Source organism: Bradyrhizobium sp. USDA 4502 (assembly GCF_054063355.1).
Genome location: NZ_JBSSGF010000001.1, coordinates 350,168 through 366,441, shown reverse-complemented (window position 1 = coordinate 366,441; position 16,274 = coordinate 350,168). Strand labels below are relative to the sequence as shown.

Genomic DNA, 16,274 nt, shown 5'->3' with positions numbered 1-16,274 from the left:
GATGCTGCCGGCTTCGGCGGACACGCTGTCGTTCGTGCCGGTTGTGTCGGAATCGGCGCTACCGGCGGCCGCAGAGCACGCCGGGTCGCCGGAAGCAGCCGTTGTGACGGTTGAGCTCCAGGGGGCACGAGTGGAGATGCGGGATACGCCTGAGATGCGGGATACGCCTGGCCTTGCTGTGTTGAGTGATGTATTCTTGGCGCTTCGACGGACCGTTCATGCTGATGCCGCTCGCGTGGCGAACGCAGCCTGGGGACTTCAGAAAAGGAGCGGAGGGCTTGGCGCTTTTGGCGAAGGAGACGCTGGGCCATGACCCGATCAAGGGCGTGGCGGTGGTGTTCCGTGCGAAGCGCGCCGACCGGGTGAAGATTGTCCTATGGGATGGCAGCGGCCTTGTGATGTATTGGAAGCGGGTCGATGGTTGCGGCTTCAAATGGCCTCCCATCGTGGCTGGCGTAATGTGGATGAATGCCGCGCAGCTGTCCTTGCTTCTGGCCGGCATGGATTGGACGCGGATGCACGCGCACCGAATCCTGCAGCCGAAAGCGCTTGCGTAAAGATACAAATCTTCGCTGCATCGAGGCGCGAAGCATGGCAGACTCGTGCTAATGAGTAATTTGCCTGATGAGCTGCCGAGCGATCCAGCCGAGTTGCGTGTCTTTACCGCGGCTCTTCTGGATCGCTGCGCCAGGCTCGAGCGGTGCTCAAGCTTGAGCGCAGTTCGGTCGATCCTTGGAAAAGCTTGACGCTGATCAGCTACAGCTTGTTCTGGAGGATATCGATCAGGCCGTCGCGGCTCTTGATGCAGCCGACGATCGTGCCAATCCCAAAAAATGCGAGAAGAGAGCTGCCGAGCGCAGCGCCAATCGCGGACAGTTGCCGGAGCATTTGCCACGCATCGTTGAAACACTGATGCCAACTGCAATTTGCTGCCCGTCCTGCGCAGGCGACTTTTTGAGATTGGTCACGATGAGAGCCAGAGGTTGGACGTCGTACCGGCGCAGTATCGCGCCATCGTCATCCGCCGACCCAAACTGGCCTGCCGCTCTGTCACGGCGTCGTCCTCCAGTACGCCGCTCCCGAGCGATTGATCAGAGGAGGATTGCCCACCGAGCGACTGGTCGCGCATGTGATCGACGCCAAGTATCATTGGCATTTGCCTCTCTACCGCCAGGCGCAGATGCCTGCCGACGCACGGAATAGCGCTGAACCGCTCCACGCTCGCCTTCTGGATCGGCAACAGGATCAAAACAATGTACGGTAAGACCACGCGTTCTTCCACACCCGGTTGGCAAAGCGCTACGACAGGCTCGCCGCCAACTACCTTGCCTTCGTTCAACTCGCGTCGGGCTATGGCTGCGCCTCAACGAGTCCGCATCCTAGTCCAGGATTAGACGCAGATATAGAAGCTCAAATCGGCTCGCAAACTCTGCAGCCGGTAGCCGATTGCTCGCCCACTCCGCCTAACAGGGTCTCTTTGCCGCTTACCCTGAAGTCAATGTGCGACCGCGAACGCTTTGGCGAATGAGCTGCAATTGATAGGCCGGACCTACTCAAACTCAGCCGGTCTGCGCAGTACTGGAAAAGCGCTCAATTTTCCGAGATGGATGACGCGCCTACTGGCATGCGCGTAGCTCTGACTTGAGAGAATACTACCAGCACTGGCAGGTTCATTGTTCACTGCTTTTAGGTAAGTGCTGCAGCCGTTCTGGAACACACGCCCATTCCGTTCGCTTCTGCACAGCTTGCGCGCTGGAGAAGCATTCGTCAACGCTTGCAAGGAGACAACCACGGGCGGACTTGATTAGCAGGCCACGTAAAATGCAGTCTCCGAAGCCTTCGAAACAAACATCTATTCGGTCTCACGTTTCCGGTTCAGTCGAGCGTTCCGGCTCTACAGGTTAGCGGAGGGCAGTTGAAGCGTCAGTGACTTCCGGTGCTGGCTGACCATCAGAACAAAGCAGTAACTACTGAGTCTCTAGCATCGATGGGCGCTGGGGTTTGATTTGCCAAATGACAGGAATCCTAAAACTCCGACACGCAAAGCACTTGAGAAAGATTGATTGTCGAATCAGCGACCATTGATCGGGTGGGATGCGTGTACCCGCGGTCAATCATGAGACGCTAAATAATTCTGGAATGTTTAGTCGAAGCACCGAAACTGACAATGAGCGCGTGATCTGATCCCAAGGAAGGAAATACCATGGCCTACGAGACCATTAAATATGAGGTTGCCGAGCAGATCCTCACCATCACCTTGAACCGGCCGGAAAAGCTCAATGCTTGTACTGTCCTCATGGAACGCGAATTGATCGACGCCTTCGGTCGCGCCGATAAGGATGACGACGTCCGCGCCATCATCGTAACTGGCGAAGGCCGCGCATTTTGCGCCGGCGCCGATCTTTCGCGGGGAGCCGATACTTTTGATACCGACGCGAAGATCGGCCAGGTGAAACGACTGCCCAATGGCAGGGTGGATTACAGCGATCTGAGCGTCAGCGAGAGCGGCGGTCACCTCACATTGCGGATATTCAAATGCCTAAAGCCCATTATCGCCGCCGTGAACGGGCCGGCTGTCGGCATGGGAGTGACCATGCAACTCGCGATGGACATCCGCATTGCGTCTGAAGCCGCGCTCTTCGGTTTTGTATTCTCTCAGCGTGGCATTGTGCCGGAGGAAGCCTCAAGCTGGTTCTTGCCCCGCATCGTAGGGATCGCGCAAGCACTCGAGTGGTGCTACACGGGCCGCATCTTTCCGGCGCTAGAGGCGCTTGCGGGAAGGCTAGTCAGCAAAGTCGTACCGCCTAATCAATTGTTGCCGACGGCTCGCACTCTGGCGCGCGATATCGTCGAGAAGGCGGCCCCGGTGTCGAATGCGCTGATCCGGCAGATGATGTGGCGCATGCTCGGCGCTGACGATCCCATGGAAGCCCACAAGATAGACAGCCGCAGCTTTTATACGCGCGGACGTTCCGTCGACGCCAAGGAGGGCGTGATGGCGTTCCTGGAGAAACGGCCTGCGGTGTTCAAGAACAAAGTGTCCGTCGACATGCCGGATTTTTTTCCGTGGTGGACGGAACGGGAGTATAAATAATCATTTAACCCTTTATACGAAGCCCGGAACCATACCGTGTCTCCTTGAGGCTGGTGTGTACGAGGTGAAAGTCAGTCAATCCCCTGTGCAGTGACGCGGAGCGCAACCTCATTGTTGGAGCGTGATGCCGTGAGGAATCAGAGCGCGCGTAGTGCCGAGCCCTGAACCTCGTCCGAATTGATTGACAGCTGGGTAGGTTTCAAGAGCCGGGAGGCGTCGGATGGAACGATGTGAACGCGAAGAAAGTGCCTTGGCGTAAGACCGATGTCAGCTATGCGCGTCGTTGCGCCAGCTTCATTCCTATTGCCTGTCGCGCGGCAGCTTCCGACCTGATGCCGGAGTGCGCATCCCTGCGCGACTAGAGCGGTTTCCAGTTGAGGTGAATCGGAACAGTCAAAGGGGATTCCCACGGGCACGCAAATCAGATTCGGTGTTGCCCGCGACAACATGCGGGGCATGCGATGGCGAAGGGATACTCCAAGGACCTCAGGGTGCGTGCGGTTGAGCTTGTTGAGTCCGGCGAAAGCGCACGTGAGGCTGCGCGCATTCTCAATCTCGGCGCTTCGACTACGATCCGATGGATGGATCGTTGGAGGAAGACCGGAAACGTTGAGGCCAAGCCCGGCACCGGGCACAGCCGCTCGCCGTTGGAGCAGCACAAGCAGTGGCTGATCGAGCTGATCGCCGCGGAGCCGGACCTGACGCTCGAGGAGATCCGCGCGCGTCTGCGCTCTCAGAGAAAGCAAAAGGCCGGCATCGGTTCGATCTGGCGTTTCTTCGACCGTCACAGCATCACCTTCAAAAAAAAACACTGCACGCCGCCGAGCAGGATCGACCTGACGTCGCTGCCGAGCGTGCCGCGCTGAAAGCCGAGCAGCCCAAGCTGCGTGCACCGCGCCTCATCTTTATCGACGAGACTGCGGTCACGACGAAGATGGTCCGGCACTATGGGCGCTCTCCTCGCGGTGAGCGCCTCGTCTCTGGCGTGCCCCATGGTCACTGGAAGACGCTGACGCTTGTCGCCGCGCTGCGCATCGATGGCCTCACGGCGCCCTATGTCATCGACGGTGCAATGGATGGGCCCTCGTTCCTGGCTTATGTCGAGCAAGTCCTGGCGCCGACCTTGCGCAAGGGCGACATCGTCTTCATGGACAACTTGCGCACTCACAAGATCGCCGGTGTCCGCGAGGCGATCGAGGCTGTCGGCGCCCGCGTGCGTTATCTGCCGGCCTACTCGCCCGACCTCAATCCAATCGAACAGGCCTTCTCCCGGTTGAAAGCTGCGCTGCGCAAAGGCGCCACCCGCACGGTCCAAGCCCTGCTCAAACTCATCGGCAAACTCGTCAAGTCGTTTGCGCCGCAGATGTGTGCCAACTACTTTAGGCATGCTGGATACACCAGATGATCCACATCATGTGGAAAATGCTCCTATCTGCGCCAACGTGAGCGGCTTGGTAATATGCCGGCGTCCATATATCCACCATATGGAGAACGCTATGTCGTCTCGGTATCGCCCGCACAATCGGCAGGCTCCATTCTGATCGCGGCCAATACGCCTCAGCGGATCAGCGAGCTGGCGCAATAACGCTTTGCCAAGTCGTGCCCCGGGGAGAGCCTGGCACCCACGCCGGGATCTGGCGCTGCGCTATGCCGAAGGCTCCGCACCGGTTCCCGCCGCTCCCACACCCGCACAACCGGGCAAATCCAAACGACCGGCGAGAACTCAGGACTGGAAGTGTGGGCAAGGTCAACGCCGCCACGCAATCCCAAGCTGCCAAACCACTCCGATCTCCGGACAGCGCTTGCTCCATGCGGCGTCGAATTTCTCAAGGCGTGTGAGCGCGATATCGGCGTTCTCGCCGCATTAGATTGCCCTGATGTCCCGCAGGATCGCCTCGCGCCTTCCAGGACACGAAAACCAGTTGTTCCTGATTATTGGCGCACGATGCGGGTTTGAACGATCGTCTGCCGGACCGTCGAGGCATGCAACGGGCATCGCCAGATTGCCCCAATCGCAATCACATTGCTACAACAACGTAATTGTTCTCAACCGAAACGCTAAAAGTCTCTGCAACAAAGGGCCCTTTGCTAAGCTCAGAGCCAGATTGAACTTTGACTTCGAAGGCCTTTGTCTTCACTGACTCCGGGCTGCAATATGATTGACCTGAGCGAATATCAAACTCCCAACCATGCCATGGACATTTGATGATTTCGCCAAGGCGCGAATATTTAAAGCAGTTTGGCGCGTCCGATTGAAGCAAGCCTGTAAGTAATCCATGACTTAGGCGCGCTCCCGAGTGAGGACATCGGTCAAGCAGTGCGAAAAACTGCCCATCTAAATTGAAAACAACAATCGGGCGGCCCCGCACAGTTGTCGCGAACCGGCCACCGCTCGGAATATCTGTTACGACCGCGACGACATGCTTAGCCATCACGCGGCTCCAGCCCGTACACCTTGGCTGCATTTGCAAAGTAGATTCGGTGACGCTCTGCTTCTGAGAGGGCGCACTTGAAAGCTTGACTAGGATCGTCCCAATCCCAGTGTGGATAATCCGACGCGAACAGAAACCGATCCTCACCAAACCAGGATATCACGTCATGGATATCATTCACCCTCTCGGGCTCGTCCATGGGCTGAGTTGTCAGGTAGACGGCCCGCTTCACGTATTCTGAGGGGAGCATCTTAAGATGTGGTACTTCATCTCGCATGCGGATCCATTGACGATCCGCGCGCCAACACCAAGCGTTGATCCACGCGAATCCACCTTCAACGAGCACCACTTTCAGTGTTGGAAAGCGCTCAAAAACGCCCTCGAATACGAAGCTGGTTAGAAGCTCGCGGAGTTCGAAGGTAGTCCAGTGCTGAAATTCTTGATAGAAGGAAGGCCATCCCGCTCCGCCGGCCGCGTCTCCACTATTGTGAAATCCCAAGGGCAAACCAAGTCGCACAGCCGCTTCGTAGATCGGCCAGTAGCGTCTGCGGCCGAGTGGCTCTGTGACGCCACTGGAGAGGGAGAGCTGAACGAAGTCGCTGTTGCCAGCCCAACGCTCAAGCTCCGCAACTGAACCTTGGGGATCCTCGCCATTAACAAGCAAGCTCCCCTTTAGCCGTCGATCCTTTCGCGTCCATTCATTGTGTTGCCAGTCGTTGGCGGCACTGCACAGCGCCGTTCCGAAATCCATGTTCGTGTCCTTCATTCCCCATGGATGCAACAGAAACAGGATGCCATATTCGACCCCGCAGGGATCCAGATACTGCTCTTGCATGAACGACAGTGAAGATCCCGGTACGCCGCCATCCGGCGGCCAAGCGTCTCGCATGGAAAAGGCTGGCGTCGCTTTCGGGTATCTAGGTGCGTCAACCCAAGGTTGGCGATAACGCATTCCGAAATTATCGAGATGCGTTTTCCATTGCTGGCTCAGGTAAGGGTGCAAATCCTTGTGTGACCGTAACCGCGGGTGGATATCGCAATCGATAATCTTTTGCCGGGTCTTTCTGGTGGATTGGAATGCGCCCCGCTCGAGTGGCTTATTCATCGCTGGAGCTCCCGCAGACGAGGATAGGTCTTCAAGGGATTGTCGACGCAGATTTTCTGAGCCAAGCTGGCCGAGATGCCTCCCGGCAACGCTCGGATACCATCGAAGTGATAGTGTGGGTAATCGGTGGAAAAGAGAATCATCTCATCAGAGTGGAATTGGTCGAATACTCGTTCCAAGACACCGAGCGCTAGTGGCGCATCGGTCGGCTGGAGCGTAAAACGAAAATTATCGCGAATAATATCGGCCGGCGACTTGTCGACCCATGGCGTCTCAAAGCGGAGCCCCCGCCAATATTTCTGAGCGCGCCACATGAAATTCGGGAGCCAGAGAAAGCCCGCTTCAGAACAGACGAAGCGCAGCTCCGGAAATTTCGTAAATACGCCGTGAGCAATGATGCTCAGTATTTGTGATTGAAAAATATTGGGATGATCGACGTATTCGGCAACGAAATATGATTGCCACCCAAGAGACGATGGCGCGTGTCTATAGTTGCTACCGCAATGAATCCCGATCGGCAATTTATGCTTGTGTGCCGCCTCATAGATTGGCCAATAGAATTGTTTTCCAAGGGGCAATTCCGTAGCGGCAAGCATTAGAACTTGGACAAAACGACCATTCGGAGCAAGCCTTTCGATCTCTTGAGCGGCCGCGCTAGGATTCTGAGGCGTAACGACAATGGAAGCATGCAGACGCTTGTCATACAGCAGCCACTCTTTTGCAATCCACTCATTTAGAGCTCTGGCAAATGCAACTGCCATTCCTTCATCGTGGATGGCTTGAACTCCATACAGCGGATTCAATATTGCCGCTCGCGTCTCAAATGGTGCAACTCCATGCTTGATCAGGTCTTCGGGCCGTGAGCCCGCCCGTCTATCTGGGGGGCGCCAGTCTGGCCTGCATAATGCTGGAACGCTGGGAGGAAAGCTGCAGCTGTCTAGGTTAGTGCTGTCCATTCCGCGCTCGACGACCTGCCTCTTCCAATGCTCGTCCATGTACGGAAGGAGCGAGCTCAGGTTCGGTACCGTAGGGTGAATGTCGCAGTCTATGCAACCCACATCCGGCACATCCTGCCCGTCTGAAAAAGTCGCGATATAATCGATGCATTCCGATTCCATTTGGCCACCAGCGCTCGTATTGAACGGTTTCGTACTTGATAGGTTTACGGAACAAAGATCTCGAGCCGGTCACCTCGGACGCGAGTTTTGAAAGCCCTTAGATTGCAGGTAACAGGATCGCCGAGAGCGCACCCCGTCCTCACGTCGAACTGGCCCGCATGTAAGGGACATTCAATAATGTTTCCCTCTAACCATCCATCGGTTAAGATCGCAAACGCATGCGTACAGACGTTTTCTGTGGCGAAGAACTGGCCTTCGATGTTGTAGATTGCGATCCGCAGATCGCCCACAGCGACCGCGGCCATATCACCGGGCGCCAAGTCCGCGATAGTCAAAACTGCTGCCCACCTGCCGGCCGGCTCCTCCGCCACCGACATTTCCGAAAGCTGCGAGCTTCTCGACGGAACCGAACTCATATTCATCCGATCTGTGTCACGCGTCTAGTACAATCTAATGGAGCTTCGAAGGCTAAAGGCTGCGAATACCAATTCATGATTGCAGGAATTCTGCAGAATGGGCGATGTCCTACACCGATTTTGATTGGCTGGCCGACCGCCTCCACATTGATCGCCAGCGCCTGCACGTTGCCCGCAATTTCCATCCTGCAGCTTGCGTCATTCATCGCCAAGACCTTGCGATGGAGCTGGTCGTTCTCGCCGATGGACTGCGCAACCTAGGCATTCTGCGGCCGCTCGTACAGCTCGGCGAGCTGCTGCACCCGACGCGCTGCTGGCGCTTACCATAGGCGCCAAGCCGGACCGCCCGCTTGATTCTGGCCTCGATCTCGGTCTTGCCTAGCGCGCTGGGAAGGTGAGGTTATATGCGCAAAGAGCGCGTAATTTTGGAACACCGTGCCAATGTCACGCTAGTCGGGGGCTTTGCACAAGTGACGAAATGATCCTCTTTTCCGGAAATTCGCGAGAGAGGATCATGGCGGAGCGACAGATCGGCGCTTTACTGATGGCTTGGTGAGTGACGCAGGGCGTGCCATCGCCGCGCTGCAGCAGGTTGTCGGACTGGTCGACTGGGGTGCCGTGGATAGTCTGCTGAGCGACTTGCGTAGCGGCTCGATGGGAGCTCCCGCTACCCCTCGCTGGCGCTGTTCATGGCGCTGTTGCTGCAGCAATGGAATGGACTGTCAGACTCTAGAGGCCTTAGTTGACCGACTGTCGTTCAGGCTTTCCAGGGCTTCTCCCTCAGCGATCCGGTACCGGATCATCGACATTGTGGCACTTCCGCGAGCAGTAGCGGATCGGCAGAACGGGCATTTGCGTTCATCACCGCGCATCGCGAAGTCCGGATTTGTCCTAAAGCGCGCCATGCTGATTGACGCTGATCCGTTCCTCTGCCAAGCATTCCGCCGCCTCCAGATGTCGACGGCAGGCCTGGAAGCAACCTAGCCCGCTGGAAGCACCTTAGCCCGGATTTCTCACGCCATTTGATCGAGTGCTGCGGCAAGTTGACGTCGGCGATACCACAACTGGCGCCGGGGCATAACTTCTCGCCCGCTGCGGCGGGTTGGCCGGGTTGTTCGGGGATCATAAGACTCTCCTGTGGGCCGAGGGTTCAGAGAGCCGCACCGTCGAGCGCGGCCCATGCGGAGCGAAAGACGTCGGTATAGGGAAACGCCGATGCCATCGAGAACTTGATCCGGCGGACGGCGATGCGGACATAGGCGCCGATTTTGAACAGCTTTAGGCGGATGGTGCCGCATGTGGCGTCGGCGAAGCGGGTCGTGGCAAGGGCGGTGCGGCGCAGCGCGCTGATCAGGACATAGGCCATTGAGGACAGCCAAAGCCGCAACTGGTTGGCGCGCATGGTGCGGGTGGAGGTCCTGGCGAACAGATCGAGCTGACATTCCTTGATGCGATTTTCCATCTCGCCGCGGGCGCAATAGAGCTTCTCGTAGAGCGCGCGGGCCTGATGCTGGTCGGCCTGCAAGCGAGGTGACGACGAAGTGCCGATTGGCCCGGGCTTCCAACATGGCCAGGTCGATCGCCGACCTGATAGATTTCTTCTTGCACCGGGGCTTTGTCGCGCTATCACTCTCGGCGACGGACGGGATCATCCACTCGGCCTTGCCGACGACGCGACGATGCCGGCTCCAGCTCTTGCGCGTTCTGTATTGGAAGTCCTTGAAGCGCTGGGCTGGCCTACCGCTCTGGCGGTTTTCCTCGGCGGCCTCGGGCGAGCTCGGCCACGATCTCGGCAATCCGCCTGCTATTCTTGGCCAAGTCGAGTGACATCGTTCTGTTCGCACCATGAACCCCGAATCCGCCCGCAGCAGAATGCGTACCTTGGGCAAGCCCGCGGATCTGCGCAAACACCCTCTTCAACCGAGCCCGCGCTAGCGTCGATATTGGACCGGCGCAGCTTGGCGCAAAGAAGGCGCCGCCCGCAAAAAATATACAGCGGCAGGTAACAATAAGACTTGTAGTAGCCATGAAAGAAGCGCCCTTCCTGCTCACAATGCAACGGATCATCGGTGGCATTCGAGGTCGAGGGTGACCTGGCGGGGCGCGTCCGATGCACATCGAGAAACAGATCGACGAATAGCCGGTCTACCGCCGCCGCATCATAGCTGATCTTGTGATAGCGCGATGGTTCCGGCTTCGACAATTCCAGCCGGTGCAACGTCGACTTGCCGGCTACTGCGGCGCAGTCCGCGCGCCGCCCCTCAAGCTTCCCCGCCTGCACCGCCATCAATGGATCGTGGCGCCGCGTCCAGACGCTCGTTCTCACGGACATCGCCACCGGCTGGACGGAATGCGCGCCACTTGTGGTGCGCGAACAGAGGTTGTTGAGCACGGTTCTGACCGAACTTCGTAAATGGCGCGTTCCTGGCTCTGGACACCGACAACGACTCTGTGTTCATGAAGACCTTGAAGGTGTATTGCGAACAGGCTGGTATCGTCTTCACGCGCTGTCGCCCCGATCACAAGAACGACCAGGCCTTTGTCGAGCAGAAGAACGGCGCGGTGATCCGACGAATGGTCGGCCACCGTCGATTCGAGGGGCTCGAAGCGGCTGCTGTGCTGGCTCGGCTTTACCGTTCGGCCCACTTGTTCGTGAACTGTTTCCAGCCGTCGTTTAAATTGATACGAAAGGAGCGCGACGGAGCGCGGGTTCACAAACGTACAGTCCCCCGCGACCCCGCATCAGCGGCTGGTTGCCGAAGCAAGAACACCTGATGCCGTCTGTGCCCACCTCGCCGGCCCGGATCCGGTGCGCTTTACTGCGCGATATCCAAGCCGCGCAGTTGGCCAGTCTCACCGACGCCGCCTAGTAGCCATCCAACTGCGGCGCCGTCGATTGAACAGTTCTTGTCGAGCTTGCGAATAGCATGGAAAGAAGGAGCGGGACGCCCGACCGACAGGCCAATTGCGAAGCCGAAGCGTGAGCGACGACGCCCTGATCCGCTCGTCAAGGCTGCGCCACAGTTGCGCGAATGGTTCGAGGCCGAGCCGTGGCGAACCGGCAGCGCACTCCTCCAAGCGTCAGGCAGAATGCCCCGGGGTCTACCCGAGCAAAGTACTCCCAACTCTTCACGTCGTCTCAAATCGTGGCGCAGCGAGCAAGCAAGCGCACTGTTGTTTAGATCCCGGAAAAACGCAGCACAAACCGACGTGATCGACACATCACCGGAATGCCCGCCGCTGCTTGACGAAGGAACGGCGGTGTGAAGTAGACCGGTGATCGACTGTGCTCAAGGCCTGGCGCGTTGCGCCACTGCCGTCGGCGGCTGTCGGCCTTGACGACGCCCGATCACCGGTCTGTTGGCTTTGCAAGCGCTCGCTCGAGGACCGAGCGCGACATCCGCGCGACCGGCTTCCTTCGCTCCCTGACTAGGGAGCAACATAGATGAGGCAACAACAGGTCTATCGGGAACATCGCTACACGCGGCAATACGCGCTTCCATCCTGTTTGCCGCGCGGCACGATAAAGCCTACGTACCCAGATTCGTCGGGAGAGACTAAGAAAGCTCGGCAGTCACGACGGGATCGCGCGGCGAGGCAATCGCTGGCATCAGACGCATCGATGGATGGTTCGCCGTAACAAGCTCATCTCCCGCGTCCGTGCGCCAATAGAGCCGATATTCGCGTACTGAAGAATAGTTATCGCTTCGCCCGCCCTCGCTATCGGGGTCTCGCCCGCAATGCAACAGCATCTAGCTCGCGCTTGCCGCTATGATTCTCAAGCGGTGGCCCATCCTCATATGGGGATTTGTGAGTCAAGCCTCTTCGAGAAGTCCGGGTTGGGGGTTGACGGCAAGAGGGTGGCGCGCGGAGCCATGCGTAGCGCAGCGCGACGACCGGGCAACGAACAGGGATTGGCTTCCGAAGATTGCTGCAGTTCACTGCATCACCTCATATCCGGTCGGATTGTTTGATCCGTACCCACCTTCCGCATGCTTGCGGCGAGGAAGCTTAGCGAGGATGAGACCCATCTACGAAACGGCGGTTGAAGCCCTAGGATGGCACGGTCATCATCCATCCCGCACGGAGCGCGGCGGAGCCGCGGCGCGTGGTGGACGTGGTTGGTTTTATCCTTGATCATTGCCTGCTCGGGAACGAGGCCGGTGGTGAGGTAGCGCCACAACGCCACGATCAGCTTGCGCGCCAGCGCGACGATGGCGATGCGTTTGGCGCGCTTGCCGGCGTCGGCGGTGCGGGTGCGAAACCAGCGACTGAGCGCGCTGTCGCCCTGGTGGCGAAGCCAGAGCCAGGCCAGGTTCGATCGCCTTGTGGCGGGCGCGCTGATTGCCGGCCTTGCTGATGCCTTGCTCGCGATCGGTGCCGCCGCTCTTCCAGGGACTGGGCGTCAAGCCGCAATAGCTGGCGACCTCGCGGCGGTTGCGGAAGTCCTTGTTGAACAGCTCGTTCACCAGCGTTGCCGTGAACGCCGGGCCGAGCGCCTTGAGCCGCTGCAATTGATCCCGTCGCTCGACCATCGGCGTCGGAACCGCCGGAGAAGTGTCCGCAGCCTGGGTCTGCTCCAGCGCCGCGAGTTGCTCACACACCAGCATCAGCCGGGCGTGCTCGCGCTTGATCTCGGCCAGAAGATGCGGCGGCAGCGCCTCGCCCTTCCAGTCGCGCTGCCGCTCGCCAGGCCAGCCAGTCGCGCCGCCGCGGATTGCCGACCGCCATCCCCCGAAGACGCAGCAACGCCTTGATCCGGTTGCTGTGGGCGGTCTGCTCGGTGACCAGCCGGTCGCGTTCGCGGCTGGCGCGCCGGGCATCCTCCGCTTCCACGCGCGGCACCCGCACGATCCGGACCACCCGCGGCTCACCCCGCAAATAGGCCATCAGGGTGCGCAGCAATAGCTCGCCGTCGATCCGGTCCGTCTTTGCTCGCCGTGCCCGCTGCTCCACCGCAATGCTCGCGGGGTCGAACAGGAAGTTCAAAATCCCGGCCGCCTCCAGCAGCCGGTGCAGCCAAAAGCCGTCATAGCCGGCTTCATAGCAGCTCACCACACGCGGCGCCGATCCGAGCTTCTCCGCCACCCGGGCGCGGCTCCGTTCGATCAAAGCCAGCAGTTCGGCGTGATCGCCTCCTTGCAGCTTGTGGCGCGACATCCGATCCCAGCCCGGGCTGTGCAGCGTCACAAGCCACGTCTTCTGACTGAGTTCGATCGCAACAAAAATTGTACCACAATGGCTGGCGGTGGGCGTGCCTGTGGTCGATGCTTGCATCTGACTTCTCCGATGGTTCGAGTGTACAAACCCAAACCTATCGGAAAGGCCACGCTCACCGCCCCATGGAATCTACACCCAGCCTGACGCCGAGAGCCGCCAGGCACACCCGCCGGCCCATCGTCGATTCGATCACCACGCCTCCAACTTTTGCAAAGCTCTCGCTAGCTAATGCGGGGTATGTCGCCGAACATCTCGCCAACGACGATGTCGTGACCTAAGGACGCTAGCCAACAATGACAGCCTTGGTCCCGATAGATCCTGAGAGTCTGACTCATAAATCACCCAACCTTAGCTGCAGCCGCGAGTCTGCGGGTCAGGAGCCTGATGTGTGCAATCAGCAGCCAGGCAGCTTCGGTTGCCACCGTCGCCTCGAAGTCCTTGGCGAGGCGGCGGCATCTGCCGAACCAAGCGAATGTGCGTTCAACCACCCACCGCCTCGGCAGAAGCTGGAAGCCTTTGACGCCTTGAGGCCGCTCGACGATCTCGACAGTCCATGGACCGCAGTCTGAGAGCGCGTCGAGGAGTTGATTTCCGCGGTAGATCCGGTCGGCAAAGACGTGGCGCAGCCGGGGGAAGTTCATCCGCACGTTCTTCAGCAGCGGTACGGCGCCATGGCAGTCCTGAACGTTGGCCGGATGAACATGAACCCCAAGGAGGAGGCCATTGGTATCCGTCACGATATGCCGCTTGCGGCCGTAGATGCGCTTGCCTGCATCGTAGCCGCGCGGTCCGCCAGCTTGCGTGGTTGGCGCACTTTGACTGTCGATCACGGCTGCCGTCGGCTTCGGTGTCCGTCCAAGCTTTTTTCGCGCCCGTCGGACAAGCACGCTGACAATCCTCTGCCACCGGCCTGTATCCCGCCATCTATAAAAATAGCCCTGCACCGTCGAATAGGGCGGGAACTCCTGCGGCAACGCCCGCCACTGGCAGCCGGTCGAAACGATATAGAGGATCGCTTCGATCACACGACGCAGCTCCGTCTTACGCGGCCGGCCGCGCCGGTTCGCTCGCGGCAACAGGCGTCTGATCACCGCCCACTCCGCATCGGTCATATCGCTTGCATAACGCAGATCGTCCCGCCGATATTGCTCCCGAGTGATCTTGGTCCAGGGCATCGTGCTCTCCCTCGAATCTTTGCAAATCCGATGGAATCACACCCCACTGAGATCACTCACCCATTTTTCAGTCAGGCTCTGAGGTCTGTCGCACGATCTGCGACGGTCTAGCGCTGCTTCCACTTTGCGACAGTCTTCTGGTTGATCCCGTAGCGCTTGGCGAGTGCTCTCAGGCTCTCTTGACTATTTTGTATTGCTCGACGGACTGCCTCCGTCGTGGTGGCGCAGCCGTGTAAAGCCTGTCCCATAGCGCATCCTTCGAATCGTGCGACAAGAATGCACCATCAAAACTTGGGACTGTTGAAGAACTCAGCCGCGTTCGCAAACGAAGGCTGAGTCGTCGCCATTGTGGAGTGTAGAAGTGGCCAACGAGCCTGCCCGCGGTGCCGATCATGGCCCATCCGCGACCACAGGACGGATCATTCTCGTCGTGCCCCCTCCCACGAGAACTCGGCGCAGGCCGATCCGTCGCGGCTGCCGTAGCGCACGTCAAGGAAGCCCTTCAGAGCCCCAAAAGGCGATTTCGCCATCGGACTTGCCGCCGAAGGTGAGATGCGCCTCTTCGACAAGGTCGACGAAGTCGCTGTCCCAGTTGTCCATTTCGACGATGCGCCAGTGGCCGGCAAAGGCCTTGGCGAAGCTGGGCACCTTGGCCATCAGCCAGCCTCCGCGATCAACTTGGGCAGCCGCACCAGATTGTAGGCGGCCGCAGCGAAGGTAAAGGCCCATCCGACCCGATCACGGCCACGGAAGCTGGTCTTCTCTTGCCCGGCGACCGTCTTGATCCAGCCGAATGCCTCCTCGATCCGCTTGCGGATGCGCTGGCTGACGGCATAACCGCCGTGCCGTGTCGTACGCCCGTCGATCGCAGAGCTGCGGCCGCTGGTGTTCTGCGTAACATGCGGCGTCACGTTCATCGAGCGCAGCTCGTTGACGAAGTCTTCTGCATCGTAGGCTTTGTCGGCGCCAAGCGTGATCGCGGCCACCCGTTCGGCATGCCCGTTCGCCTGCGTCAGGCAGGCGTCGACCAGCAGGCCGTTGCGGTTCTCCATCAGCCCATGCCCGATGAAGCACAGCTTCGTCTCCTTGCCTTTCCCCTTGCGGTACAGCCTGGCATCCGGATCGGTGGTCGAAGCATGGGTGTCGTTGGAGCGTTTCTGGCCGTGGAAGTCCGCTTCGGCATTGCGCCCGCCGCCTTGGGCCGGCGGCTCGCCGGAGCCATCCTTCGGTTTGACGCTCTTCATCGAGGCCCAGGCCTCGATCAGCGTGCCGTCGACCGAGAAGTGATCGCTCGACAGAAGCCCCTTCACCCTGGGCTGCGCCAGCACCGCCGCGAGGAACTTGGCCGCGATGTCGCCTTCCAGCAGCCGGTCGCGGTTCTTCGAGAACACCGAATGGTTCCAGGCTGCATCGTCGACGCCGATTCCGACGAACCAGCGGAACAGCAAATCATATTCCAGCCGCTCCATCAGAAGCCGCTCCGAGCGGATCGAATAAAACACCTGCAACAGCATCGCCCGCAGCAGCTTCTCCGGCGGAATCGACGGCCGCCCAATCGGCGAATAAAGCGCGGCGAGCTCGCGTTCCAGCGCCGCCAGCGCCTCGTTCACGATCGTCCGGATCGCTCGCAGCGGATGATCACGCCGCACTCGTGCTTCCAGATCGACGTAGCTGAACAGCTCGCCCGTCCGATTGTCGTCGCCGCGCACGCACC

Annotated in this window: 12 protein-coding genes and 5 pseudogenes; 6 read left to right on the top strand and 11 right to left on the bottom strand. The window is 59.3% G+C overall.

The window, feature by feature from the left end; translation table 11 throughout:
• Positions 1-218 precede the first annotated feature (218 nt).
• The 4 genes and pseudogenes from tnpB (at position 219) to ACVW1B_RS01705 (ending at position 4,499) form a co-directional block, all read left to right on the top strand.
• Entirely contained in the window at positions 219-557 is a 339-nt protein-coding gene (gene tnpB / locus ACVW1B_RS01720) for an IS66 family insertion sequence element accessory protein TnpB (protein ID WP_253603591.1), read from the top strand.
• 51 nt (positions 558-608) lie between these two features.
• Positions 609-1,238, top strand: a pseudogene (locus tag ACVW1B_RS01715) (IS66 family transposase); the annotation flags it as partial.
• Positions 1,239-2,203: 965 nt separating this feature from the next.
• Entirely contained in the window at positions 2,204-3,094 is an 891-nt protein-coding gene (locus ACVW1B_RS01710) for a crotonase/enoyl-CoA hydratase family protein (RefSeq protein WP_253603593.1), read from the top strand.
• 461 nt (positions 3,095-3,555) lie between these two features.
• Positions 3,556-4,499 (top strand): IS630 family transposase gene (locus ACVW1B_RS01705; protein ID WP_141343507.1). Its coding sequence is split into 2 segments (ribosomal slippage): positions 3,556-3,894 and positions 3,897-4,499, totalling 942 coding nucleotides; the frame shifts between segments, so codons are not numbered across the junction.
• Between the two features lie 613 nt (positions 4,500-5,112).
• Here the strand turns inward: ACVW1B_RS01705 and ACVW1B_RS01700 are convergent.
• Genes ACVW1B_RS01700 through ACVW1B_RS01685 form a run of 4 tightly spaced genes read right to left on the bottom strand, consistent with a single transcriptional unit; the run spans position 5,113 to position 8,126 of the window.
• On the bottom strand, positions 5,113-5,526 hold the full coding sequence (locus tag ACVW1B_RS01700; protein ID WP_253603595.1) for a Rieske (2Fe-2S) protein: 414 nt from the start codon (positions 5,524-5,526) through the stop codon (positions 5,113-5,115).
• The gene (locus tag ACVW1B_RS01695) at positions 5,519-6,631 is read right to left on the bottom strand and encodes an amidohydrolase family protein (RefSeq protein WP_253603597.1); all 1,113 of its coding nucleotides are present in this window, start codon (positions 6,629-6,631) and stop codon (positions 5,519-5,521) included. Before ACVW1B_RS01695 ends, ACVW1B_RS01700 begins: the two co-directional genes overlap by 8 nt.
• The gene (locus ACVW1B_RS01690) at positions 6,628-7,749 is read right to left on the bottom strand and encodes an amidohydrolase family protein (protein WP_253603598.1); all 1,122 of its coding nucleotides are present in this window, start codon (positions 7,747-7,749) and stop codon (positions 6,628-6,630) included. The genes ACVW1B_RS01695 and ACVW1B_RS01690 overlap by 4 nt, the downstream gene beginning before the upstream one ends.
• 44 nt (positions 7,750-7,793) lie before the next feature.
• A complete protein-coding gene (locus ACVW1B_RS01685; protein WP_256558802.1) occupies positions 7,794-8,126 on the bottom strand; it encodes a non-heme iron oxygenase ferredoxin subunit in 333 nt (110 codons plus the stop codon).
• 143 nt (positions 8,127-8,269) lie between these two features.
• Here ACVW1B_RS01685 and ACVW1B_RS01680 point away from each other — a divergent pair, with 143 nt between their 5' ends.
• Entirely contained in the window at positions 8,270-8,494 is a 225-nt protein-coding gene (locus tag ACVW1B_RS01680) for a hypothetical protein (RefSeq protein ID WP_253603600.1), read from the top strand.
• 821 nt (positions 8,495-9,315) lie between these two features.
• Here ACVW1B_RS01680 and ACVW1B_RS01675 read toward each other — a convergent pair.
• A pseudogene (locus ACVW1B_RS01675) lies at positions 9,316-10,467 on the bottom strand (transposase); the annotation flags it as partial.
• Between the two features lie 4 nt (positions 10,468-10,471).
• On the opposite strand from ACVW1B_RS01675, the pseudogene ACVW1B_RS01670 reads away from it, so the two are divergent.
• A pseudogene (locus ACVW1B_RS01670) lies at positions 10,472-11,432 on the top strand (ISNCY family transposase); the annotation flags it as partial.
• A gap of 860 nt (positions 11,433-12,292) precedes the next feature.
• Here ACVW1B_RS01670 and ACVW1B_RS01665 read toward each other — a convergent pair.
• From ACVW1B_RS01665 to ACVW1B_RS01640, 6 genes and pseudogenes are all read right to left on the bottom strand, one after another.
• Positions 12,293-12,679, bottom strand: coding sequence for a transposase (locus ACVW1B_RS01665; protein WP_375167604.1), 387 nt, complete (start codon positions 12,677-12,679; stop codon positions 12,293-12,295).
• A gap of 82 nt (positions 12,680-12,761) precedes the next feature.
• Positions 12,762-13,442, bottom strand: a complete 681-nt coding sequence (locus tag ACVW1B_RS01660) for an IS110 family transposase (RefSeq protein WP_375166994.1) — start codon at positions 13,440-13,442, stop codon at positions 12,762-12,764.
• A 281-nt stretch (positions 13,443-13,723) separates the two neighbouring features.
• Complete coding sequence (locus ACVW1B_RS01655) at positions 13,724-14,560, bottom strand: IS5 family transposase (protein ID WP_076824982.1); 837 nt, start codon at positions 14,558-14,560, stop codon at positions 13,724-13,726.
• Positions 14,561-14,670: 110 nt separating this feature from the next.
• Positions 14,671-14,808 (bottom strand): annotated as a pseudogene (locus ACVW1B_RS01650) (helix-turn-helix domain-containing protein); the annotation flags it as partial.
• Between the two features lie 61 nt (positions 14,809-14,869).
• Positions 14,870-15,217: pseudogene (locus tag ACVW1B_RS01645) on the bottom strand (hypothetical protein).
• Positions 15,217-16,269 (bottom strand): IS5 family transposase, encoded by a 1,053-nt coding sequence (locus tag ACVW1B_RS01640; RefSeq protein WP_253603602.1) that lies wholly within the window; start codon positions 16,267-16,269, stop codon positions 15,217-15,219. The pseudogene ACVW1B_RS01645 and the gene ACVW1B_RS01640 overlap by 1 nt, the downstream one beginning before the upstream one ends.
• Between the last annotated feature and the right edge of the window lie 5 nt (positions 16,270-16,274).